At 68.8% G+C, this 21,339-nt stretch carries 18 protein-coding genes; 3 read left to right on the forward strand and 15 right to left on the reverse strand.

Features of this window, described 5'->3' with window-relative positions; genetic code table 11:
* Positions 1 to 66 precede the first annotated feature (66 nt).
* The 9 genes from H1R19_RS13630 to H1R19_RS13670 form a co-directional block, all read right to left on the reverse strand.
* Entirely contained in the window at positions 67 to 573 is a 507-nt protein-coding gene (locus H1R19_RS13630; protein WP_188327995.1) for an arginine repressor, read from the reverse strand.
* Between the two features lie 33 nt (positions 574 to 606).
* On the reverse strand, positions 607 to 1,530 hold the full coding sequence (argF, locus tag H1R19_RS13635; RefSeq protein ID WP_219849306.1) for an ornithine carbamoyltransferase: 924 nt from the start codon (positions 1,528 to 1,530) through the stop codon (positions 607 to 609).
* A complete protein-coding gene (locus tag H1R19_RS13640; RefSeq protein WP_188327993.1) occupies positions 1,527 to 2,792 on the reverse strand; it encodes an acetylornithine transaminase in 1,266 nt (421 codons plus the stop codon). Before H1R19_RS13640 ends, argF begins: the two co-directional genes overlap by 4 nt.
* On the reverse strand, positions 2,789 to 3,760 hold the full coding sequence (gene argB / locus H1R19_RS13645) for an acetylglutamate kinase (protein ID WP_219849307.1): 972 nt from the start codon (positions 3,758 to 3,760) through the stop codon (positions 2,789 to 2,791). The genes H1R19_RS13640 and argB overlap by 4 nt, the downstream gene beginning before the upstream one ends.
* Positions 3,757 to 5,019, reverse strand: coding sequence for a bifunctional glutamate N-acetyltransferase/amino-acid acetyltransferase ArgJ (gene argJ, locus H1R19_RS13650; protein ID WP_219849308.1), 1,263 nt, complete (start codon positions 5,017 to 5,019; stop codon positions 3,757 to 3,759). Before argJ ends, argB begins: the two co-directional genes overlap by 4 nt.
* The gene (gene argC / locus H1R19_RS13655; RefSeq protein WP_219851669.1) at positions 5,016 to 6,041 is read right to left on the reverse strand and encodes an N-acetyl-gamma-glutamyl-phosphate reductase; all 1,026 of its coding nucleotides are present in this window, start codon (positions 6,039 to 6,041) and stop codon (positions 5,016 to 5,018) included. Before argC ends, argJ begins: the two co-directional genes overlap by 4 nt.
* 151 nt (positions 6,042 to 6,192) lie before the next feature.
* On the reverse strand, positions 6,193 to 8,664 hold the full coding sequence (gene pheT, locus H1R19_RS13660) for a phenylalanine--tRNA ligase subunit beta (RefSeq protein ID WP_219849309.1): 2,472 nt from the start codon (positions 8,662 to 8,664) through the stop codon (positions 6,193 to 6,195).
* Positions 8,665 to 8,719: 55 nt separating this feature from the next.
* Positions 8,720 to 9,772 (reverse strand): phenylalanine--tRNA ligase subunit alpha, encoded by a 1,053-nt coding sequence (gene pheS / locus H1R19_RS13665; protein WP_188327988.1) that lies wholly within the window; start codon positions 9,770 to 9,772, stop codon positions 8,720 to 8,722.
* Between the two features lie 91 nt (positions 9,773 to 9,863).
* A complete protein-coding gene (locus H1R19_RS13670; RefSeq protein ID WP_219849310.1) occupies positions 9,864 to 11,291 on the reverse strand; it encodes an acyltransferase in 1,428 nt (475 codons plus the stop codon).
* Positions 11,292 to 11,448: 157 nt separating this feature from the next.
* Here H1R19_RS13670 and H1R19_RS13675 point away from each other — a divergent pair, with 157 nt between their 5' ends.
* Positions 11,449 to 12,309, forward strand: a complete 861-nt coding sequence (locus H1R19_RS13675) for an alpha/beta fold hydrolase (protein WP_219849311.1) — start codon at positions 11,449 to 11,451, stop codon at positions 12,307 to 12,309.
* 84 nt (positions 12,310 to 12,393) lie between these two features.
* On the opposite strand, the gene H1R19_RS13680 is transcribed toward H1R19_RS13675, so the two are convergent.
* From H1R19_RS13680 to infC, 5 genes are all read right to left on the reverse strand, one after another.
* Positions 12,394 to 14,907: a Tex family protein gene (locus tag H1R19_RS13680; RefSeq protein ID WP_372631549.1), complete on the reverse strand. Its 2,514-nt coding sequence runs from the start codon at positions 14,905 to 14,907 to the stop codon at positions 12,394 to 12,396.
* Between the two features lie 47 nt (positions 14,908 to 14,954).
* Positions 14,955 to 15,764 carry a TrmH family RNA methyltransferase gene (locus H1R19_RS13685; RefSeq protein WP_188327985.1) on the reverse strand — a complete coding sequence of 270 codons (810 nt, stop codon included), beginning with the start codon at positions 15,762 to 15,764 and terminating at the stop codon, positions 14,955 to 14,957.
* Between the two features lie 47 nt (positions 15,765 to 15,811).
* The gene (gene rplT / locus H1R19_RS13690) at positions 15,812 to 16,192 is read right to left on the reverse strand and encodes a 50S ribosomal protein L20 (protein ID WP_188327984.1); all 381 of its coding nucleotides are present in this window, start codon (positions 16,190 to 16,192) and stop codon (positions 15,812 to 15,814) included.
* Positions 16,193 to 16,235: 43 nt separating this feature from the next.
* Positions 16,236 to 16,430, reverse strand: coding sequence for a 50S ribosomal protein L35 (gene rpmI / locus H1R19_RS13695; RefSeq protein WP_004018754.1), 195 nt, complete (start codon positions 16,428 to 16,430; stop codon positions 16,236 to 16,238).
* Between the two features lie 117 nt (positions 16,431 to 16,547).
* Positions 16,548 to 17,150: a translation initiation factor IF-3 gene (infC, locus tag H1R19_RS13700; RefSeq protein ID WP_188328062.1), complete on the reverse strand. Its 603-nt coding sequence runs from the start codon at positions 17,148 to 17,150 to the stop codon at positions 16,548 to 16,550.
* Between the two features lie 316 nt (positions 17,151 to 17,466).
* On the opposite strand from infC, the gene H1R19_RS13705 reads away from it, so the two are divergent.
* Together H1R19_RS13705 and H1R19_RS13710 are read left to right on the forward strand one after the other, a co-directional pair.
* Complete coding sequence (locus H1R19_RS13705; RefSeq protein WP_219849313.1) at positions 17,467 to 17,892, forward strand: DUF1844 domain-containing protein; 426 nt, start codon at positions 17,467 to 17,469, stop codon at positions 17,890 to 17,892.
* 35 nt (positions 17,893 to 17,927) lie between these two features.
* Positions 17,928 to 18,245, forward strand: a complete 318-nt coding sequence (locus H1R19_RS13710; RefSeq protein WP_219849314.1) for a PspA domain-containing protein — start codon at positions 17,928 to 17,930, stop codon at positions 18,243 to 18,245.
* Between the two features lie 16 nt (positions 18,246 to 18,261).
* Here H1R19_RS13710 and uvrA read toward each other — a convergent pair whose 3' ends face one another.
* Positions 18,262 to 21,144, reverse strand: coding sequence for an excinuclease ABC subunit UvrA (gene uvrA / locus H1R19_RS13715; protein WP_219849315.1), 2,883 nt, complete (start codon positions 21,142 to 21,144; stop codon positions 18,262 to 18,264).
* Between the last annotated feature and the right edge of the window lie 195 nt (positions 21,145 to 21,339).

The raw sequence follows: 21,339 nt of genomic DNA on the forward strand, positions 1-21,339 counted from the left end.
GGTGTGGGTGAGTGGTGCCTTGGGTGAGTATGTCCGTGGGTGTGGCGCCGCTCGATCGGCCGGCGGCTACACGAGACCCTCGATCCGCCGGGCGAGTCCGGCCCCGTCGAGCGGTTCGCGGGCCACGACGAAGATCGTGTCGTCCCCGGCGATCGTGCCGACCACGTCCGGAAGACGCGCGCGGTCCAGTGCGGCGGCCAGATAGTGCGCCGCACCCGGCGGGGTTCGCAGGACCGCGAGGTTGCCGCTGCTGTCGGTCGAGACCAGCAGGTCCGAGACGAGCCTGCCGAGTCGATCGGTACCGCCGGACACACCGCGGACCGGCGAACCGTCCTCGGGCACGACGTACACGCCGGCACCGCCGTCGGCGGCGCGCAGTTTGACGGCACCGAGCTCGTCGAGGTCACGCGAGAGCGTCGCCTGGGTGGCCTCCACGCCTTCCTCGGCCAGTAACCGCTGCAACTCGGACTGACTCCGTACCTGGTGCGTGGACAGGATCTCGATGATTCGCGCATGCCGTCCCGCCCGCGTTGCGGCCAGGCGGCTCTCCGAGGGTTCGGCTCCGGCGGTCATCGGTCTTCCCGGGTCATCGGTCTTCTTTTCGGGTCACTGGTGCTCCAGCAGCCAGATGAGCAGCGCCTTCTGCGCGTGCAGGCGGTTCTCGGCCTCGTCGAACACCACGCTGCGCGGACCGTCGATGACCGAGCCGGTGATCTCGTCGCCGCGATGCGCAGGCAGGCAGTGCAGGACGATCGCGTCGTCGGCGGCATGCGCGAGCAGTTCGTCGTTGATCTGGTACGGCCGGAACGGCGCAGTGCGGTCCTTGCCGTCCTCCTCCTGCCCCATCGACACCCAGGTGTCGGTGACGAGGACATCTGCGTTCTCCGACGCGGCGGCGGGATCGGTGACGAGGCGCACCGACCCGCCGGTCTCCGCGGCACGGCGTTCGGTCGCCGCGATGATCGCCGGATCGGGCCGGAAGCCCTCGGGTGAGCTGATCGTGACGTGCATCCCCGCGGTGACGCCGCCGAGGGCCAGCGAGTGCGCCATGTTGTTGGCACCGTCGCCCAGATAGGTCATCTTCAGACCCGCGGGTGACCCCTTGTGCTCGATGATGGTCTGCAGATCGGCGAGCACCTGACACGGGTGGAACTCGTCGGACAGTGCGTTGACCACCGGCACGGTCGCGGTCGAGGACAGCGCCTCCAGTCGCTCCTGGCCGAAGGTCCGCCACACGATCGCATCGACGAACCGCGACAGCACGCGTCCGGTGTCCTCGAGCGTCTCCTCGCGTCCGAGCTGCGTCGTTCGGCCGTCGACGACCACGGCGTGGCCGCCGAGCTGGGCGATACCGACCTCGAACGAGAAGCGGGTACGCGTCGAGTTCTTGTCGAAGATCACCCCGACGCCGCGCGGACCCTCCAGGGGACGGAACGCGAACGGTGTGGCCTTCACCTCGGCGGCGATGGCGAGGACCTCGGCCTGCTCGGCCGGGGAGAGGTCGTCGTCGCGCAGGAAATGCCGGGTCATGCCTTGTCCCCCTCGTTCGGTGTGGTCGATCGTGTCGATGCGGCCTGCGCGTCAACGGCGCGGTCTGCAGCGGCACGGTCTGCTGCGGCCGATTCCGCTGCGGCGGAGAGGATTCCGGGCAGCGCCTGCACGAAGCTCTGCCCCTGTTCCTCGGTGAGGATCAGCGGCGGCGCCAGGCGCAGCACATCGGGTGCCGGCGCGTTGATCAGGAAGCCCGCCTCGCGGGCGGCGAGCTCCGCGCGACCCGAGATCTCATCGGTCAGCACGACGCCGAGCAGCAGACCGGCTCCGCGCACATGCGAGATCAGCGGGTGACCGAGGTCCTCGATCCCGGAGGCGATCGATTTGCCCACCGCGGCAACGTGATCGCAGAGCCCCTCGGACTCGATCACGCCCAGGACGGCCAGCGCCGCGGCCGCACTGACGGGGTTACCGCCGAAGGTGGTGCCGTGCTGTCCCGGTTGGAAGAGCTCGGCGGCCGCGCCGGTGGCGATGCAGGCGCCGATCGGCAGCCCTCCGCCCAGGCCCTTGGCGAGGGTCATCACGTCGGGCACCACACCGGCCTGCTGGTGGGCGAAGAATGTGCCCGTACGAGCCACACCGGTCTGGACCTCGTCGAGGATCAGCAGGGCACCACGCTCTTCGGTGATCCGCCGCGCGGCCGCCAGGTAGTCGGCAGGAGGCACGATGACGCCGGCCTCACCGAGGATCGGCTCGAGGATCACCGCCGCGGTCTGGTCGGTGACCGCGGCGTCGAGCGCGTCGACGTCGCCGTACGGGACGAAGCGCACGCCGGCCGGCATCGGCTCGAACGGTGCACGTTTGGCCGGCTGCCCGGTCATCGCGAGCGCACCCATGGTGCGGCCGTGGAAGGCCTTCTCCGCGGCGACGATCTCCGGTCGGCCGGTGCGGCGGGCCAGCTTGAACGCGGCCTCGTTGGCCTCGGTTCCCGAGTTGCAGAAGAACGCCCGGCCGGGGTGGCCGAACTTGTCGAGGAGCTTCTCCGCGAGTTCGACGACGGGTGGCGCGATGTAGAGGTTCGACACGTGCCCGAGGGTCTGGAGCTGGGTGGTGACGGCCTCGATGATCGCCGGGTGCGCGTGGCCGAGGGCGTTCACCGCGATCCCGCCGAGCAGGTCGAGGTAACGCGTGCCGTCGGCGTCGGTGACATAGGGGCCGCTCCCCCCGACCAGTGCGATCGGCGGGGTGCCGTAGTTGTTCATCAGCGACTGGGCCCAGCGCTGCTGCAGGGGCGCGGTCATGAGTTCTCCTGTGTCTGTGGTTCATCCGCGGCGCGCGGCGGGACGGCCGATCCGGCCTCGCGCGGTCCGACCACGGTGGTGCCGGTCGAGCTCTCGGTCAACAGCTCGGCGAGCACGGAATGGGCGACCCGTCCGTCGATCACGTGGGCGCGTTGCACTCCCCCGGTCACCGCGCGCAGGCAGGCCTCCATCTTCGGGACCATCCCCGCGTCCAGCGACGGCAGCAGTCCGGCGACCGCATCGGTGTCGATCTGCGACACCAGCGACCCCCGATCGGGCCAGTCGGTGTACAGACCTTCGACGTCGGTCAGCATCACCAGCCGCGACGCACCGAGAGCTTCGGCGAGGGCGCCGGCGGCGGTGTCGGCGTTGATGTTGTGGACGACGCCGTCGCGGTCGGGCGCGAGGGTCGAGACCACCGGGATGCGCCCGGCGGCAACGAGATCGAGCACCGCGGAAGTGTTGACCGATGCGATGTCACCGACCAGACCGATGTCGGTCGGCACGCCTTCGACGAGGACGGTGCGGCGGGCCGCGGTGAACAGATGCGCATCCTCGCCGGTGATCCCCACCGCGTAGGGGCCGTGGGCGTTGATCAGGCCGACGAGTTCGCGGCCGACCTGACCGAACAGAACCATCCGGGCAACGTCCATCACCTCCGGGGTGGTCACCCGGAATCCGCCCTTGAACTCACCCTGCAGGCCGAGTCGCTTCAGCATCGCCGAGATCTGCGGCCCACCGCCGTGGACGACGACGGGATGCATGCCGCACGCACGCAGGAACACCATGTCCGCGGCGAAGGCCTTCTTGAGGTCGTCGTCGACCATCGCGTTGCCGCCGTACTTGACCACGACGGTCGCCCCGGCGAGTTCCTGCAGGGCGGGCAGCGCCTCGGCGAGAACAGTCGCCTTGGCCAGTCCGGCCGCGGGATCGATCCGGTGCCCGTGCCCCGTTGCATCCGTGCTCATGAGGAGTACGCCGAGTTCTCTTCGACGTAGGCGTGGGAGAGGTCGGTGGTCCGGATGCTCGCCGACGCCTCGCCCAGTTTCAGGTCGATGAGGACCTCGATGTCGGGGCCCGACAGGTCGACGTCGCGCGCGCCGTCGACGCCACAACCGTTCTCACACACCGGAGAGCCGTTGAACGACACGGCAATCCGGTCCGGATCGATGGTCACCGGCGACGCGCCGACCGCGGCGAGTACCCGACCCCAGTTGGGATCGGAGCCGAACAGCGCGGTCTTGACCAGCGAGTCTCGGGCCACCATGCGGGCGACGGTCAGCGCGTCGTCCTCGGTGTGCGTACCGGTCACCGTGATGACCACCCTCTTGGTCACGCCCTCGGCGTCGGCCATCATCTGTGCGGCGAGGTCGTCGCAGACGGCGAAGACCGCTTCGTCGAGATCGGCCTGGTCGACCGGGATCTGACTTGCACCCGAACTCAACAGCAGCACAGTGTCATTGGTGGAGCACGCGCCGTCGATGTCGAGCCGGTCGAAGGTGCGTGCAGTTGCCTTGCGGAGAGCGGAGTCGAGCTGCTCGGAGGTTGCCGCGGCATCGGTGGTCAGCACGACCAGCATGGTCGCCAGCGAGGGCGCCAGCATGCCCGCGCCCTTACCCATCCCGCCGACGTTCCAGCCCGCAGGATGGTGCAGCGCAGCCTGTTTCGGCACCGTGTCGGTGGTCATGATGGCGTGTGCGGCGTCGGTGCCGCCGGACAGACCGCCGCCCATCTCCTGCACGATCTCGGTGACACCTGCGAGGAGCTTGTCCATCGGCAGTCGGTCACCGATGAGACCGGTCGAACAGACCGCGACCTCGACGGCACCGGTGCTGGTCCCCCAGTTGCTGAGCGCCTCGGCGACCGCCTCGGCGGTCCGGTGGGTGTCCTGGAATCCGCCGGGACCGGTGCAGGCGTTGGCGCCGCCGGAATTGAGGACGACCGTGCGCAACCGCCCCGTGGTGAGGACCTGTTGCGACCACAGCACCGGCGCGGCCTTCACCTGGTTGCGGGTGAAGACACCCGCCGCGGCGTGATCGGGACCCTCGTTGAAGACCAACGCGAGGTCGAGGGCACCGGAAACCTTGATACCGGCGGCGATTCCGGCCGCTCGGAACCCGAGCGGCGCGGTGACACCCTGCTCGCGGACGAGTCTCGGATGGTCGCCGGGCGCGCCACCCTCGATCCGGTCGTCTGCGCCGGATTGCGTCTGTTCTGCGCCGGTCACGGTGCCACTCCCACGGTGCTCAGTCCCTCGTTCTCTGTCCATCCCAGCGCCAGGTTCATCGATTGGACCGCGGCGCCGCCGGTCCCCTTGGTCAGGTTGTCCACCGCGCCGACGACGACCAGCGTCTGTGCGCGCTCGTCGACGGTCACACCGAGCTGGACCGCGTTGGACCCGATGACCGACCCGGTGGCCGGCAGCCGCCCGTCGGGCAGGACGTGGATGAACTCCTCGTCGGCGTATGCCTTCTCATAGACGGCCCGCGCCTCGGCCCCGGTCGCGGTGGTCCGCGCGGTGCACGTGGCGAGGATGCCGCGTGCCATCGGCGCGAGGATCGGCGTGAACGAGACGGTGACGGGCTGCTCGGCGGCCGCCGACAATGCCTGCGAGATCTCCGGGGTGTGCCGGTGGACCCCGCCCACCCCGTAGGCGCGCGCAGAACCGATGACCTCGGACGCCAGGAGATCGACCTTGGGCGAGCGTCCCGCACCCGACGCACCGCTGACGGCGACCACGGTCACGTGCGGCTCGGCGATACCCGCGGTGATCGCGGGGAGCAGCGACAGGATCGACACGGTCGGATAGCACCCGGGAACGGCGACCCGGCTCGCATCCTTGAGGATCTCCCGGTTGCCGGGGAGCTCGGGCAGCCCGTAGGGCCACGTGCCGGCATGGTCGCCGCCGTAGTAGGCCGTCCAGTCACCGGCATCCCGCAACCGGAAGTCGGCACCGCAGTCGATGATGAGCGTGGTGGGCGGCAGGGCGTCGGCGATCACCGCCGACGCACCGTGCGGCAGGCCCAGGAATACGACGTCGTGCCCGGCGAGGATCTCCGGTGTGGTGTCCTGCAGGACGCGGTCGGCCAGCGGCAGCAGGTGCGGATGATGGGTGCCGAGCAGCGTGCCGGCGTTACCGCCCGCGGTGAGCGCACCGATCTCCAGCTCCCCCGACCGCAGACGGGGATGCCCGCACAATAGGCGGAGTATCTCGCCACCCGCGTAGCCGCTTGCGCCGGCGACCGCCACCCTCACGCTGCCGGTTGACGCCGCGTCACTGCCGGTTGACGCCGTCTCACTGCCGGTTGAGCTTGTCGAAACCATGTCATCATTATGCAGCAGCCTGCAAATCAATTCACAAACGGGGTGTGTCCGACTCGCCGTCAGCCGTCCGCGCAGATCAGCGGAGCCGAGCACCCACCCGTGTGGCCGCCGCATCGACCGCCGTCATCTTCGCAGAGTTGGCCTCTTCCTCGGTGAGGGTTCGGTCGGGCGCCCGGAACCGCAGCGAGAACGTCAGCGATTTGTTGCCCGTCCCGACCTGCTCGCCGGTGAACACGTCGAACAGCGCGATGCTCTCGAGCAGCTCGCCCGCGCCGTCCCGCAGCGCAGCCTCCACATCTGCCGCGGGGACGTCGTTGCCGACGACCACGTTGACGTCCTGCAGGACAGCGGGGAACACCGACACCGACGGTGCGGGCAGGGTTGCGTCCAGCGGCAGCGCGTCGATGTCGATCTCCACCGCACAGGCCCGTTTGGGCAGGTGGGCGCGTTCGAGCACAGCCGGATGCAACTCGCCCGCGTACCCGACCGTGCGCCCGTCGACGGTGAGTCGCGCGCACCGACCCGGATGCCAGGGCCGGTGATCGGCCGCGGTGAGCTCGATGGTGACCCCGGCGGCGCGTCCGATGGTGCGCGCGGCCTCGAAGGCGTCGAGGTAGTCCGAAGCACGTCCGGGGCCCCACGGACCGGCGGGATCGCGCAGGCCGGTGAGCACGACGCCGACATGCAGCGGCTGATGCGGCAGCGACGCGTCGAGTGCCGCGATCTCCTCCTCGGAGGGTCGTCGCGTCACGTCGAGCGCGGGAACCGCGGTCACATGGTCACCGGCGATGACCACCTGGCCGATGGTGAACAGCGACAGATCGCGCTGACCACGCGCGATGTTGCGTGCGGCCATCTCCAACAGACCGGGCAGCAGCGTCGAATTGAGTTCGGGCCGATCGGCTTCCAGCGGATTGAGGACCTTGACGGTGCGTCGGCGCTCATCGTCGGCGGGCAGGTCCCAGAGGTCGAAGACCCCCGCGGGCATGAACGGGTACGGAAGAACCTCCACGTAACCGTCGAGTGCGAGGGTGCGCCCGACGCTGCGCCGGCGCCGCTGGACCGCGGTGAGACCGGTGCCGCCGGGAGCGCGCGGCAGCACGGCCGGGATGCCCTCGAGCCCCTCGAGGCGGAGAACCTCCTCGACCAGGTCGGCGCGTTGGCGGAGGTCGGGTCGCCACGACGGCGGGAACACGTCGAGCTCGTCGGTCCCGGTGACCACGCAGCCGACCTCGTTCAGTCGGGTGACGGTGGTGCCCGGCGGGTAGCTGATCCCGGCGACACGGTCGGGCTCGTCGGCGGCGATGGCGATCGTCGACGGGATCGGCGTGGCGACCCGCGTCTCGGAGAGCGGCGAGGCGATCCGGCCGCCGGCGATCTCGACGATGAGCTGTGCCGCGCGGTCGGAGGCGACGGTGGTGATCTCCGGATCGACGATGCGCTCGAATCGCTTGCTCGCCTCCGAGGTCAGCTTGTGACGCTTACCGGTGCGGAAGACGCGGACCGGATCGAAGGTCGCCGACTCGAGGAGGACCGTCGTGGTGTTTGCGCCGACCTCGGTGGTCGCGCCGCCCATGACGCCGGCCAGTGCGATCGGGCCGGTCTCGTCGGCGATGACGACGTCCTCGGGGTCGAGGACGCGCTCGGTGTCGTCGAGGGTGGTGAGCTTCTCCCCCGGCCGCGCCGACCGGACGGTGACGGTTCCGGTGACACGATCGGCGTCGAAGGCGTGTAGCGGCTGTCCGAGTTCGATCATCACGTAGTTGGTGACGTCGACGATCGCCGAGATGGGACGGATGCCGGCGACCATCAGCCGCTTCTGCATCCACCACGGCGAGACGGCGGTCGGGTCGACGCCGCTGATCACCCGAGCGGTGTAGCGGGTCGCCCCGGAGTTCTCCTCGATGGCGACCGGCCACGGCTCACCGTCGGCGAGCACGCTGGACTCGGTCAGACCCGGGTCGACGAACGGCACGCCGAAGCTGCCGGCGAGTTCGCGGCCCAGGCCGCGAACCGAGAAGGCGTAGCCGCGGTCGGGCGTGACGTTGACGTCGATGGCGGCGTCGTCGAGGCCGAGGACCTCACGCGCGTCGGCGCCCGGCTCCGCGGTTCCCGGTGCCAGCACGAGGATCCCGCTGTGATCGGTACCGATACCGAGCTCGGAGACCGAGCAGATCATGCCGTCGGACACGCGACCGTAGGTCTTTCGCGAGGCGATCTCGAACGGTCCGGGCAGCACGGCGCCCGGCAGGGCCGCGACGATCAGGTCACCCTCGGCGAAGTTGCGGGCCCCACACACGATTCCGCGCGGTTCCGCCTCGCCGACCTCGACGGTGCAGAAGCGGATCGGCTTCTTGAACTCGGTGAGCTCCTCGATGGTCTCGACACGACCGATCACCAGCGGACCGGTGATCTCCGGGAACTTCTCGATGTCCTCGATCTCGAACCCGACGCGGACGAAACCCTCGTCGATCTCCTCGGTCGTCGCCGACCACTGCGGGTCGCCGGAGCGCAGGACCTCGGTGTACCAGGACTGTGGTGCACGCACTGTGTATCAACTACTTTCGTCGCGTCGTGGGAGTCAGCGGGGCGGGGGCGCCGGATCAGGCAGCCGGGCCGAACGGGAGGGTGAATCGGATGTCGCCCTCGACCATGTCGCGCATGTCGGAGATGTCGTTGCGGAACTGCAGAGTGCGTTCCAGGCCCATGCCGAACGCGAAGCCGGAGTAGACATCCGGATCGATGCCGCTGGCGCGCAACACATTCGGATTCACCATCCCGCAGCCGCCCCACTCGACCCAGCCGGGCCCGCCCTTCTTCGCGGGGAACCACACGTCGACCTCGGCCGAGGGTTCGGTGAACGGGAAGTAGCTGGCGCGCATGCGAGTTGTGGTCTCGGGTCCGAACAGAGCGCGCGCGAAGGTCTCGAGGGTGCCGCGCAGGTTCGCCAGGGTGAGGCCCTTGTCCACGGCGAGCCCCTCGATCTGGTGGAAGACCGGGGTGTGGGTGGCGTCGAGTTCGTCGGTGCGGAAGGTGCGGCCCGGGCAGGCGACGTAGATCGGCAGGTCGCGGGTCAGCATCGAACGGACCTGCACCGGCGATGTGTGGGTGCGCAGAACCTGCCGGGAACCCTCGGGCGCGATGTAGAACGTGTCCTGCATCGAGCGCGCCGGATGGTCCGGCAGGAAGTTGAGTGCGTCGAAGTTGTGATGCTCGGTCTCGACCTCCGGGCCCTCGGCGATCTCCCAGCCCATGGCCACGAAGACGTCGGCGACCTGTTCGGCGATGACGGTGATCGGGTGACGCGCGCCGACCGGCCGGCGGCCACTCGGCAGGGTCACGTCGATGGACTCGGCGACCAGGACCGCCGCGTTCCGTTCGGCGTCGAGGACCGCGGTACGAGCCTCCAGTGCCGCCGACACCCGGCCGCGCACCTGGTTGACGAGCTTGCCCGCCTCCGACCGTTGATCTTTCGGGATGCTGCCGAGGGCGCGTCGGGCCAACGCGATGGGTGACCGGTCGCCGAGGTGCGCGGACTTGGCCGCCGACAGCTGGTCGAGGTCGGCCGCCGCCTCGAAGGCCTCGATGGCCGACGCTGCGGCCGCCTCGAGGTCGTCGGGTCCGGGGAATACCGTTTCGTCGGCGGAAGTGGCCACGGTCGGCGTGCTCCTCATGCGTGCGTCGATGGATGTGCGGCGTCGTCGCACGCAGCGATGTCGCGCGCGGAAACCCGGCACGGAATGACACTCAGCGGCGGCGATGACTCCCCATGAGGGTAGTCGACCGGCGCGATGCGCTGACCTGCAGGGAGGCGTCGACTCCGCGAACCGCCACCGGCCCGCATCGACGCCCGGCGGGAGCGGCCAGGCATCGTGCCGTCACAGCACACGCGATACCTGCCGCCAACCAGGCGGCGCCCACCCCGTGCACACCGTGCCGCGACAGGAGGAGTACCGCGACGCCCAGCAGTGCCAGCGTGGTGAGCACGAGCCCGTCGCGGAGGGGTGCGATGCGCCGGGGCACCTCGTCGTCCCACCATCGGAGCGGTGTGTTCTCCAGCGGCGACAGCGCCGCGACGACCGGGATCATCAGCATGAGAAGCAGCAGCGTCTGAGCGGCGATGATCACCGGGAACGACGCCGCCTGCACGTCGGCGCGGTCGAGGCCTGCGGCCGCACCCGCCGCGATGATCGCGGCGAGCACCGGCAGATGCCACAGGTAGAGGGTCATCGCGCCGCGGTTGCCGAGCACGACCCACCACCAGATCCGCGGACGTTCGGCGACCACGGCGAGCACGCGGCGCGCTGCGATGGCCCCGGCGCACAGCACGATCGCGTGACCGGCGAGCAGCAGGCTCGGCGGACTCATGTTCGAGAGTTGCTGGCCCGGCACCGTGACGAGCGAGACCTCGTACGGTCCCCAGTGCACGAGGGCGAGGTCGAGGAACAGCGCCCCGGCCGACACCGCGAGCGCGACCGCCGGCCGCAGGATCTGCTTGGCGTAGGCGACGCCGAGAACCGCGGGAATCGTCCACACCGTGAGGAAGTTCGGGTACCCGAGCCACGCCGGGCCGTCGGAGAGTCGCGCGGCGTCGAGGAGAGCGGTGATGACCCAACACCCCCCGAGCGCGATCGCGACGTGACGGGCTGTGCGAATGCATTGCAGGAACGGCACCGCCGCGAGCACCAGCAGGTATGCACCGAGGAACCACAGCAACTGCACCCCCAGCCGCGCGACGACATCGGCGACCGCGTCGGCGCCGGCGAAGGCCAGCCCGATCGCCACCGTGAGCACCGCGGCGAGGTACCAGACCAGCGGACGCATCAGCCGCTGTGTGCGGGCGAACAGCCACTGCCCCGCGCTCGGGGTGTCGTCGGCTCCGCGGGACATCCATCCACACGTCGCGGCCGCCGCCCCGGCGAAGAAGAAGAGCGGCAGGACCTGCAACAGCCAGGTCGCCGGCTGCAGGACCGGCACTTCGGCGAGGGTGTTTCCCAACCGGATCGACTCACCGGTCACGTCGACGGTCAGCATGATCGAATGCCCCGCGACCACCACGACCAGCGAGATGATCCGGATCACGTCGATGACCCGATCGCGGTCACCGGTCATGGCGTCGAGCTGTCGTGGGGTCGGCAGGCCGTGCGAACGGCCCCGGGGTGCTGTCGTGAGCATTCGCTCAGTCTCGACAGCACAACGCCCGACGACCTGAGCAGAACTACTCGGTCGGGGTCCGCAATCCCCCTGCTGACGCAGTACGCGGATAGCCTGCAACGAGTTGTGTGCGCCGCATCACCGTGTGCGCACCCGAGACCCGAGGAGACCATCCACCGTGCAGCCCTCCAGCACCACGCAGCTCCGCGGCGACGGCATCTGGCTCGCCGCCGACATCTGGGACCCCGGTGCCGACCCGAAGGGCACCGTGCTGCTGCTGCACGGCGGCGGACAGACCCGGCACTCGTGGCAGCGGACCGGCGCTCGACTCGCCGAGCACGGCTGGCAGGCACTCACCATCGACGCGCGTGGACACGGTGACAGCGACTGGCCCGACGACGCGGACTACAGCAGCGAGGCGCACGCACGCGACATTTGTACGATCGTCGACGATCTCGGCGTGCGACCCGTCCTCGTCGGGGCGTCGATGGGCGGACTCGCGGCGCTGCAGGTCGCGAGTGGCCACCCCGAGCTCCCCCGGGCTCTCGTGCTGGTCGACATCACGCCGACCGCGGAACCCGCAGGCATCGCCAAGATCACCGGCTTCATGCGTGCCGGTCTGGCCGGCTTCGACAGTCTCGACGACGCGCTCGAGGCCGTCGTCGCCTACAACCCGCATCGGCAGCGCCCACCCCGGATCGACGGTCTGCGCAAGAATCTCCGCGAACGCGACGGACGCTGGTACTGGCATTGGGACCCACGAATGCTCACCGATCACGGCGACGTCGAAGAGATGGGTCCCGCACGCGAGGCCCGTGCCCGTGCGGCCGCGCGGGCGGTCACCGCGCCCACCCTCCTCATCCGGGGCAAGCAGTCCGACGTCGTCAGCGCCGACGGCGCCCGCGAACTCCTCGAGCTGATCCCGGGCGCGCGGTACATCGACGTCGGCGGGGCGGGCCACATGGTCGGCGGCGACGACAACGATGTCCTGAGCCGAGGACTCCTTGAGTTCCTCGACGAGGTCGCCTGCACCCCGTGACGCACTGCCCCCATGACACCAGGACCCACCTCATCGCATGAGGTGGGTCCTGGCCATGTGTGCCCCGACTGACTGACAGGTCGGCTACTTGCCGAAGCCGGCACGCTTGAGAGCGTCGGCCATCGAACCGCTCGGCGCAGGCCTGCGGTCGTTGCGGTTGCCGCCGCCCCGGTTCGCCTGGTTGCCCTGATTGTTCCGGGCGCCCTGAGCGTTCTGGGCGCCCGGGCCGCCCCGGTTACCGCCCCGTTGATCGTTGCGCCGCGGCTGGCCGCCCCCGCGGTTGTTCTCCCCACGCGGAGCTCGCGATCCGCCCTTGCCGTTGCCTGCCGACTCACCGGTCGCGGGTTCGTCGTCGAGGCGCAGCGACAGTCCGATGCGCTTGCGCTCGGTGTCGACGTCCATCACCTTCACCTTGACGATGTCGCCGGACTTGACGACCTCGTGCGGGTCGGAGACGAAGCGGTGCGCCATCGCCGACACGTGGACGAGCCCGTCCTGGTGGACGCCCACGTCGACGAAGGCGCCGAACGCCGCGACGTTGGTGACCTGTCCCTCCAGCACCATGCCGGGCGTGAGGTCGGAGACCTTCTCGATGCCGGTCGCAAAGGTCGCGGTCTTGAACTCGGGTCGGGGGTCGCGACCCGGTTTGTCGAGCTCGGCGATGATGTCGACGACGGTCGGCCGGCCGAAGGTCTCGTCCACGAAGTCATCGGCGCGCAGCTTGCTGAGCGTCGCGGTGTCGCCGATGAGGGAACGGACATCGGTGCCGACCTTGTCGAGGATGCGCGTGACCACCGGGTAGGCCTCGGGGTGAACGCTCGACGCGTCGAGGGGGTTGTCGCCGTCGGTGATCCGCAGGAATCCCGCACACTGCTCGAACGCCTTGGGTCCGAGCCGGGGCACATCGGTGATCTGCTTGCGGCTGCGGAACGCTCCATGCGCATCCCGGTGCGTGACAAGCGATTCCGCGAGGCCTGCGGTGATTCCGGAGACCCGTGACAGCAGCGGGACCGATGCGGTGTTGACGTCGACACCCACCGCGTTCACCGCGTCTTCGACGACGGCGCCGAGCGAGCGGGCGAGCAGGGTCTCGGAGATGTCGTGCTGGTACTGCCCCACCCCGATCGACTTCGGATCGATCTTCACCAGCTCGGCGAGCGGGTCCTGCAGGCGGCGCGCGATGGACACCGCCCCGCGGATCGAGACATCGAGGTCGGGTAGCTCCTTGGAGGCGTACGCCGACGCAGAATACACCGAGGCCCCGGCCTCGGACACGACGACGCTGGTCGGCGGCTTCTTGCCCGCGCCCTTGATGGCGGCGAGGAGCTCACCGGCCAGGGCATCGGTCTCGCGGGAGGCGGTTCCGTTGCCGATCGCGATCAGCTCGACTCCGTGCTTCTCCACGAGGGCGCCCAGGACCGCGAGCGACCCCGACTTGTCGCGACGCGGCTCGTGCGGATAGATGGTCGCGGTGTCGACGACCTTGCCGGTGGCGTTGACGACTGCGACCTTCACACCGGTCCGCAGGCCGGGATCGAGACCCATCGTGGTGCGTGCACCAGCAGGCGCGGCCAGCAGTAGATCCTTGAGGTTGGTGGCGAAGACGGCCACCGCGTCGGCCTCGGCCGCCTGGCGCAGACGCATCCGCACATCGAGAGACAGACCGACGAACAGTTTGGTGCGCCATGCCCAGCGCACGGTGTCGGCCAGCCAGCGGTCGGCGGGACGCCCCTGATCGGACAGTCCGAAGCGGGCGGAGATGCGCTGTTCGTACGGGCCCGGTCCGGCCGGGCGGTCGGCGGCATCCGGATCGGCGTCGAGGGTGACCGACAGGATGTCCTCACGCTCGCCTCTCAGCACGGCCAGCACCCGGTGTGACGGCAGCGAGGTGAAGGGCTCGGAGAACTCGAAGTAGTCGGCGAACTTGGCACCGGCGGACTCCTTGCCCTCCCGCACCGTGGTCCTCAGGACACCGGTCTGCCACATCAGTTCACGCAGTTCACCGACGAGGTCGGCGTCCTCGGCGAACCGTTCGACCGCGATCGCCCGCGCGCCTTCGAGCTGTTCGGCGGTGAACGTCGACGGATCGGTCATCGGATCCGACAGCAGGGCGTCGGCCACGGGCTCGTGCCCGGCCTCGCGGGCGATCTGCGCCTTGGTGCGACGTTTGGGCTTGTAGGGCAGGTAGATGTCCTCGAGGCGGGCCTTGGTGTCGGCGGCGAGGATGCGGGCGTCGAGGTCGGCATCGAGCTTGCCCTGCGCGGCGATCGACTCGCGCACGGACTGGCGTCGCGCCTCGAGGTCACGCAGGTATCCGAGGCGCTCGTCGAGGGCGCGCAGTGCGATGTCGTCGAGACCGCCGGTGACCTCCTTGCGGTACCGCGCGACGAACGGAACGGTCGAGCCACCGTCGAGGAGCTCGATCGCGGCGCGGACCTGTCCGACGCCGACCCCGAGTTCGGTGGCGATGGCCGAGGCGATCCGCGCGTTCACGACCGCGGGGTCAGGAACGGGGACCGTCTGCGGGGCGGCGGGGACCGGTGAACCGGACGCTCCTGCAGCGGCGGACTCGGGAACTGGCGCGGGCGTGGGTGACACAGTTTCTGACACGATCGCCGACCCTACCGGCCGCCTCGGACAGCGCCTCAGTCGCGACCCGCCGCGCTGTGTATCCGCGCACTCTCGTATAGACAGATGGCGGCCGCGGCAGCCACATTGAGACTCTCCGCGCGACCACGGATCGGAATGGACACCCGGTGGTCGGCGAACCGCTGGATGTCGGCGGACAGGCCGTGCGCCTCGTTGCCGAAGAGCCACCCGACCCGGCCGGCCAGGACATCGGCGGCATGGTCGAGAACCACCTCACCGTCCGCGGCCGTCGCGAGCAGCGCGATGCCGGCGCGACGGATGGCGTCCAGACCGTCGGTCAGCGCACGATGGCGCACGACCGGCACGGTGAACACACTGCCCGCGCTCGCCCGCACACACTTGCCGTTGTGCGGGTCGACCGCGTCGCCGAGCAAGACGACGGCATCGGCACCCATCGCGTCGGCGCATCGGATCAGTGTCCCCGCGTTACCCGGCTCGCGCGCCTCCACGGCGATCGCGAGCAGTCGAGGCTGCGCGGCCAGCACGGCGTCGAGCGGGACGTCGAGCAGCGGACACACCGCGAAGATCCCCGGCGGCGTGGAGGTCTCGGCGAGCTTCGACGCGGCGCGCGCACTGACGACGAGGACCGGCACACCCGCGGCTGCGGCTGTGTCGAGGAGTTCCCGGTGCCGTGGCTGATCATCGTCGGAGACGAGCACGGTCTCGGCGCGGCCGACCGCGAGCGCCGACGACACCGCGTTGGCCCCCTCGGCCAGGAAACGCCCCTGGTCGCGACGCTCGGCGGCGCGACGGAGCTTGGCATACGACACGACCCGCGAGGACCGCTCGGACAGGATCTCCGTCATCGGATGATCGTCCTCGCGACTCGCGGGTCGTGTGGAGTGTGGCGCAATCAGGCAGCCGGTGCGTTGACGTCGGCCGGCAGTGCCTTGCGAGCGACCTCGACCAGACCGGTGAAGGCCTCGGGATCGGTCACCGCGATGTCGGCGAGCACCTTGCGGTCAACCTCGACACCAGCAGCCTTGAGGCCCTGGATGAAGCGGTTGTACGTGATGTCGTTGGCGCGGGCCGCAGCGTTGATACGCGAGATCCACAGCTTGCGGAACTCACCCTTGCGGGCGCGACGGTCGCGGTAGGCGTAGGTCAGCGAGTGGAGCTGCTGTTCCTTCGCCTTGCGGTAGAGGCGCGACCGCTGTCCGCGGTAGCCCTTCGACGCCTCGAGGGTGGACCGACGCTTCTTCTGGGCGTTGACGGCCCTTTTCACGCGTGCCATGTGTTAGATCCTTTTGCTTGTCAGATGTCTGGGGTCGCTGGCGTCAGCGGTTGAGCAGTCGCTTGATGCGCGGGGCGTCGTTCTCGCTGACGACGGTGGTGCCGTCGAGACGACGGGTGCGCTTCGAGGACTTGTGCTCGAGCAGGTGGCGACGGTTGGCCTTCTGGCGCACGATCTTGCCGCTGCCGGTCACCTTGAAACGCTTCGCGGTGCCCTTGTGGGTCTTGCTCTTCGGCATGTTCTTCCCTTTCTCGGGCGAACTCGGTCAGCCGGACCTGATGAGGTCCGGCAGACTCCGGGTTCGCGTGTCGTGATCTCGGCCGGGAGGATCTGCCCTCACACCCGGCCGATCGACTCAGTTCTCGTCCGCCGCGGCCTTGGGGCCGCCGGAACGTTCACGGCTCTCTTGCGCCTTCTGACGGGTCTTCGCGCCCTTGTGCGGGGCGAGGACCATCGTCATGTTTCGACCGTCCTGCTTTGCGGAGGTCTCGACGAAGCCGTAGTCGGCGACGTCGTTGCCCAGCCGCTGCAACAGGCGGTAGCCGAGCTCAGGACGGGACTGCTCGCGGCCGCGGAACATGATGGTGACCTTCACTTTGGACCCCGCTTCGAGGAACCGGATGACGTGACCCTTTTTGGTCTCGTAATCGTGGTCGTCGATCTTGGGGCGGAGCTTCTGCTCCTTGATCACAGTCATCTGCTGGTTGCGACGCGATTCGCGCTGCTTCTGGGCCGCTTCGTACTTGAACTTGCCGTAGTCCATGATCTTGCAGACCGGTGGACGGGCATCCGGAGCCACCTCGACCAGGTCGAGGTCGGCCTCGTAGGCCAAGCGAAGCGCATCTTCAACACGCACGATGCCCACCTGCTCCGAGTTGGGTCCGACGAGTCGGACCTCGGGGACGCGGATGCGCTCGTTGATGCGGGTCTCAGTGCTGATGGGGCCTCCTAGTTCAATCCTGCAGGGATGACCGTCGCGTGTGGCGAGGGACGTATGCAAGAGAACCGACGGACAGCCTCAGCAAGAGAGCCCCGGGACTGTGTCCGCGGGGCTCCGATACCGACCGGTTCGCAAGGCTGTGCCGTGATGGCACATGCTGCTGCCGATGTGCAGCAACGCATCCGAAGATGCGATCTGCGACGATCGGCGTGAACCGGACCGTACAACTACGGTTACTCGCAAGGCGAGCGACTCGCGTCGAACGGTGGGAGCGGAACTCCACTTACGACCCCGGCGCATACCAGGGCGGTCGTGCTATGGGAGTCTAACAGCCATGGCCGAGAACTCCTATTCGTCACATACACCCACGACCCCGGAGGGTGCGACGGGCGGTGACACCGGCATCGGAGATGCGGCGCGCACCGATCCCGACAACGTCCGTGACCTGGGAGATATTCCGGCGATCGAGGTCATCACCCGCTCGATCGTGATGCTCATGAGCGCGGCCGCCGAGAAGCTCGGCCTGGCCGAGGAGGCTTCCTCAGACAACGTCGACCTGCCCGAGGCCCGCACGCTGATCACCGCCCTCGCCGGCCTGGTCGACGCGTCGAAGACCGACCTCGGCATCCACGCCGCACCGATCCGCGATGGCCTCAAAGGACTTCAGTTGGCCTTCCGCGAGGCCAGTGCCTATCCCGACGAGCCGGGCGAAGGTCCGGGCGAGAAGTACACCGGACCGGTCCGCGTGCCCAAGAAGTAGGCGTCGTCGAACCGGGCGGGCACTAACCTGGAGGCATGACGAATCCAGGAGAGTCCGACCCGGCGCACGCGTCGTCGGAGCCGAACACGTCGTCGGACGACATCATCGACGCCGAGATCGTGCACACGGGACCTGTCCCGGGCTCCCTCCCCGACCCCGACTACACCGACAGCGGCGTCCCGACCTTCGACTTCGTCCGCGACAAGATCGAGAACCGGATCACCACGGCGATCGGGTCGCAGGAACTCGCGGAGGCGAGCCCCGAGGGGCAGGGCGTCGACGAGATGATGCGCAAGCGCGACGAGGCCGCCAAGAAGCGCCTCGCGGAGATCCGCAAATCGATGGGTCAGTAGCCACCGCCCCCGGCTCTCAGCCCGCGGACGCCACCGTCTCATCGAGATCGAGGATGTCGGCGAGGAACTTGCCGGTGTGACTGTCCGGGGTGGCCGCGATGTCCTCCGGGAGGCCCTCGGCGACCACGGTGCCACCGCCGGCGCCACCCTCGGGACCCATGTCGATGACCCAGTCGGCGGTCTTGATCACGTCGAGGTTGTGCTCGATGACGATCACGGTGTTGCCCTTGTCGACCAGGCCGTTGATCACCGCGAGGAGCTTTTTGATGTCCTCGAAGTGCAGGCCGGTGGTCGGCTCGTCGAGGATGTAGACCGTCCGACCCATGGACCGCTTCTGCAGTTCGGCAGCCAGCTTCACGCGCTGGGCCTCACCACCGGACAGGGTCGGTGCGGGCTGTCCGAGGCGGACGTATCCCAGACCGACGTCGACGAGGGTCTTGAGGTAGCGATGGATGGAGGTGACCGGCTCGAAGAAGTCGGCGGCCTCCTCGATCGGCATGTCGAGCACCTCGGAGATGGTCTTGCCCTTGTAATGGACCTCCAGGGTCTCCCGGTTGTAGCGCGCGCCGTGGCACACCTCGCAGGGGACGTAGACGTCCGGCAGGAAGTTCATCTCGATCTTGATCGTGCCCTCGCCGGTGCAGGCCTCGCATCGACCGCCCTTGACGTTGAACGAGAACCGGCCGGGCTGATAACCGCGCACCTTGGCCTCGGTGGTGGCCGCGAACAGCGTGCGGATCTTGTCGAAGACACCGGTGTAGGTCGCCGGGTTGGACCGCGGGGTCCGGCCGATCGGTGACTGGTCGACCTGCACGAGCTTGTCGAGGTTGTCCAGCCCCTTGATGCGGGTGTGGCGACCGGGTACCTGCCGCGCGCCGTTCAGCTTGTTGGCCAGGACGGTCGCGAGTATGTCGTTGACCAGCGTCGACTTGCCCGAACCGGAGACTCCCGTCACCGCGGTCATCACGCCGAGCGGGAAGGACACGTCGATCCCGCGCAGGTTGTGCTCACGGGCGCCGACGACGGTCAGCTGACGTTTGCGGTCGATGGGCCGGCGGATCTCCGGGACCGGGAGGGAGTCGCGCCCGGCCAGGTAGGCGCCGGTCAGCGACTTGCGGTTCTTCAGCAGGTCCTTGTAGCTGCCGCTGTGCACGACGTGACCGCCGTGTTCACCGGCACGCGGGCCGATGTCGACGATCCAGTCGGCGGCGCGGATGGTGTCCTCGTCGTGCTCGACGACGATGAGCGTGTTGCCCAGGTCGCGCAGACGCGTGAGGGTGTCGATGAGCCGGCGGTTGTCGCGCTGGTGCAGTCCGATCGACGGTTCGTCGAGGACATACAGCACGCCGGCCAGCCCGGACCCGATCTGCGTCGCCAGGCGGATGCGCTGGGCCTCGCCGCCCGAGAGTGATCCGGCAGCGCGCGACAGGGACAGATACTCGAGGCCGACGTCGAGCAGGAAGCGGATGCGGGCCTGGACCTCTTTCAGCACGCGGCCGGCGATGGCCGCCTGGCGCTCGTCGAGGGTGAGGTGGTCGAGGAAGTCCGCACATTCCGACACCGACAGCGCGCAGACCTCGGCGATCGACTTGGGGCCGTAGTCGGGGTGATCGAGGGTCACCGCGAGGATCTCCGGACGCAGGCGTGCTCCTTGGCACGCGGGGCACGGCACGTCGCGCATGTACCCCTCGTACCGTTCCTTCATCTGCTCGGACTCGGTCTGGTCCATACGCCGCGCGAGGAACGACATGACGCCCTCGAATTCGGTGTAGTACGACCGGGTACGTCCGTAGCGGTTGCGGAACTTGACGTGCACCTGGTGATCGCTGCCGTTGAGCAGCGCCCGGCGCGCCTTGATCGGCAGCTTCTTCCACGGGGTGTTGATGTCGAAGTTCATCTGCTCGGCCAGACCGGACATGAGTCGCAGGAAGTAGTCGGCGTTGTGTCCGGTCGACCACGGCGCGATCGCACCCTCGGCCAGCGACATGTCCGGGTCGGGTACGACGAGTTCCTCGTCGACCTCCTTGCGAATGCCCAGACCGTCACATTCTGGGCAGGCGCCGTAGGGCGAGTTGAACGAGAACGAACGCGGTTCGAGGTCATCGATGGCGATCGGATGCGAGTTGGGGCAGGCCATCCGCTCGGAGAACCTGCGCTCACGGTCCGGGTCGTCCTCGTCGAGGTCGACGAAGTCGAGCACGATGATGCCGTCGGCCAGCCGCAGACCGGTCTCGACCGAGTCGGTCAGCCGCTGCTTGGCACTCGCCTTGACCACGAGCCGGTCCACGACCACCTCGATGTCGTGCTTCTCCTGCTTCTTCAGCTTCGGCGGATCGGTCAGCTGGTGGACGACGCCGTCGATACGTGCACGCGAGAAGCCCTGCGTCTGCAGCTCTGCGAACAGGTCGACGAACTCGCCCTTGCGGGTGCGGACGACGGGGGCCAGGACCTGGAACCTGGTGCCCTCGTCCATCGCGAGGACCTGGTCGACGATCTGCTGCGGGGTCTGCTTGGCGATCGGCTCGCCACAGATCGGGCAGTGCGCCTTACCGGCGCGCGCATACAGCAGGCGGAGGTAGTCGTAGACCTCGGTGATGGTGCCGACCGTCGACCGCGGGTTGCGGTTGGTCGACTTCTGGTCGATCGACACCGCAGGTGAGAGACCTTCGATGAAGTCGACGTCGGGCTTGTCCATCTGACCCAGGAACTGGCGGGCATAGGCCGAGAGGGACTCGACGTAGCGGCGTTGTCCCTCGGCGAAGATCGTGTCGAACGCGAGCGAGGACTTCCCCGATCCGGACAGGCCGGTGAACACGATGAGGCTGTCCCGAGGCAGGTCGACATCGATGCCGCGCAGGTTGTGTTCGCGGGCACCTCGGACGATCAGACGATCAACCACTGCAGTCCTTACATTTTCGAGTCATATGGGCGCACAGGTGGCGCCAAGGGCACCGTACCGACAGGCACCGACAGATTTCGGTCCCTGCGATCGTCGCCCGATGAGATTCCTGGCCCGACGACCGGACGGTCGGTCTCGCCGTCCAGGCTTTCCATCGTCGAACCGATAGTCCACGATACGCGTGCGGACGCGGGG

It is taken from the genome of Gordonia jinghuaiqii (assembly GCF_014041935.1).
Lineage (GTDB): Bacteria > Actinomycetota > Actinomycetes > Mycobacteriales > Mycobacteriaceae > Gordonia > Gordonia jinghuaiqii.

Bases quoted from the DNA above. Each gene is read 5' to 3' on its own strand.
- H1R19_RS13685 (WP_188327985.1), bottom strand. From the start codon at position 15,764: ATGACGGAGATCCTGTCCGAGCGGTCCTCGCGGGTCGTGTCGTATGCC.
- rplT (WP_188327984.1), bottom strand. From the start codon at position 16,192: ATGGCACGCGTGAAAAGGGCCGTCAACGCCCAGAAGAAGCGTCGGTCC.
- H1R19_RS13630 (WP_188327995.1), bottom strand. From the start codon at position 573: ATGACCGCCGGAGCCGAACCCTCGGAGAGCCGCCTGGCCGCAACGCGG.
- H1R19_RS13710 (WP_219849314.1), top strand. From the start codon at position 17,928: ATGACGAATCCAGGAGAGTCCGACCCGGCGCACGCGTCGTCGGAGCCG.
- rpmI (WP_004018754.1), bottom strand. From the start codon at position 16,430: ATGCCGAAGAGCAAGACCCACAAGGGCACCGCGAAGCGTTTCAAGGTG.
- H1R19_RS13640 (WP_188327993.1), bottom strand. From the start codon at position 2,792: ATGACCGCGCCCCTGCAGCAGCGCTGGGCCCAGTCGCTGATGAACAAC.
- argF (WP_219849306.1), bottom strand. From the start codon at position 1,530: ATGACCCGGCATTTCCTGCGCGACGACGACCTCTCCCCGGCCGAGCAG.
- argB (WP_219849307.1), bottom strand. From the start codon at position 3,760: ATGAGCACGGATGCAACGGGGCACGGGCACCGGATCGATCCCGCGGCC.
- H1R19_RS13670 (WP_219849310.1), bottom strand. From the start codon at position 11,291: ATGCTCACGACAGCACCCCGGGGCCGTTCGCACGGCCTGCCGACCCCA.
- H1R19_RS13705 (WP_219849313.1), top strand. From the start codon at position 17,467: ATGGCCGAGAACTCCTATTCGTCACATACACCCACGACCCCGGAGGGT.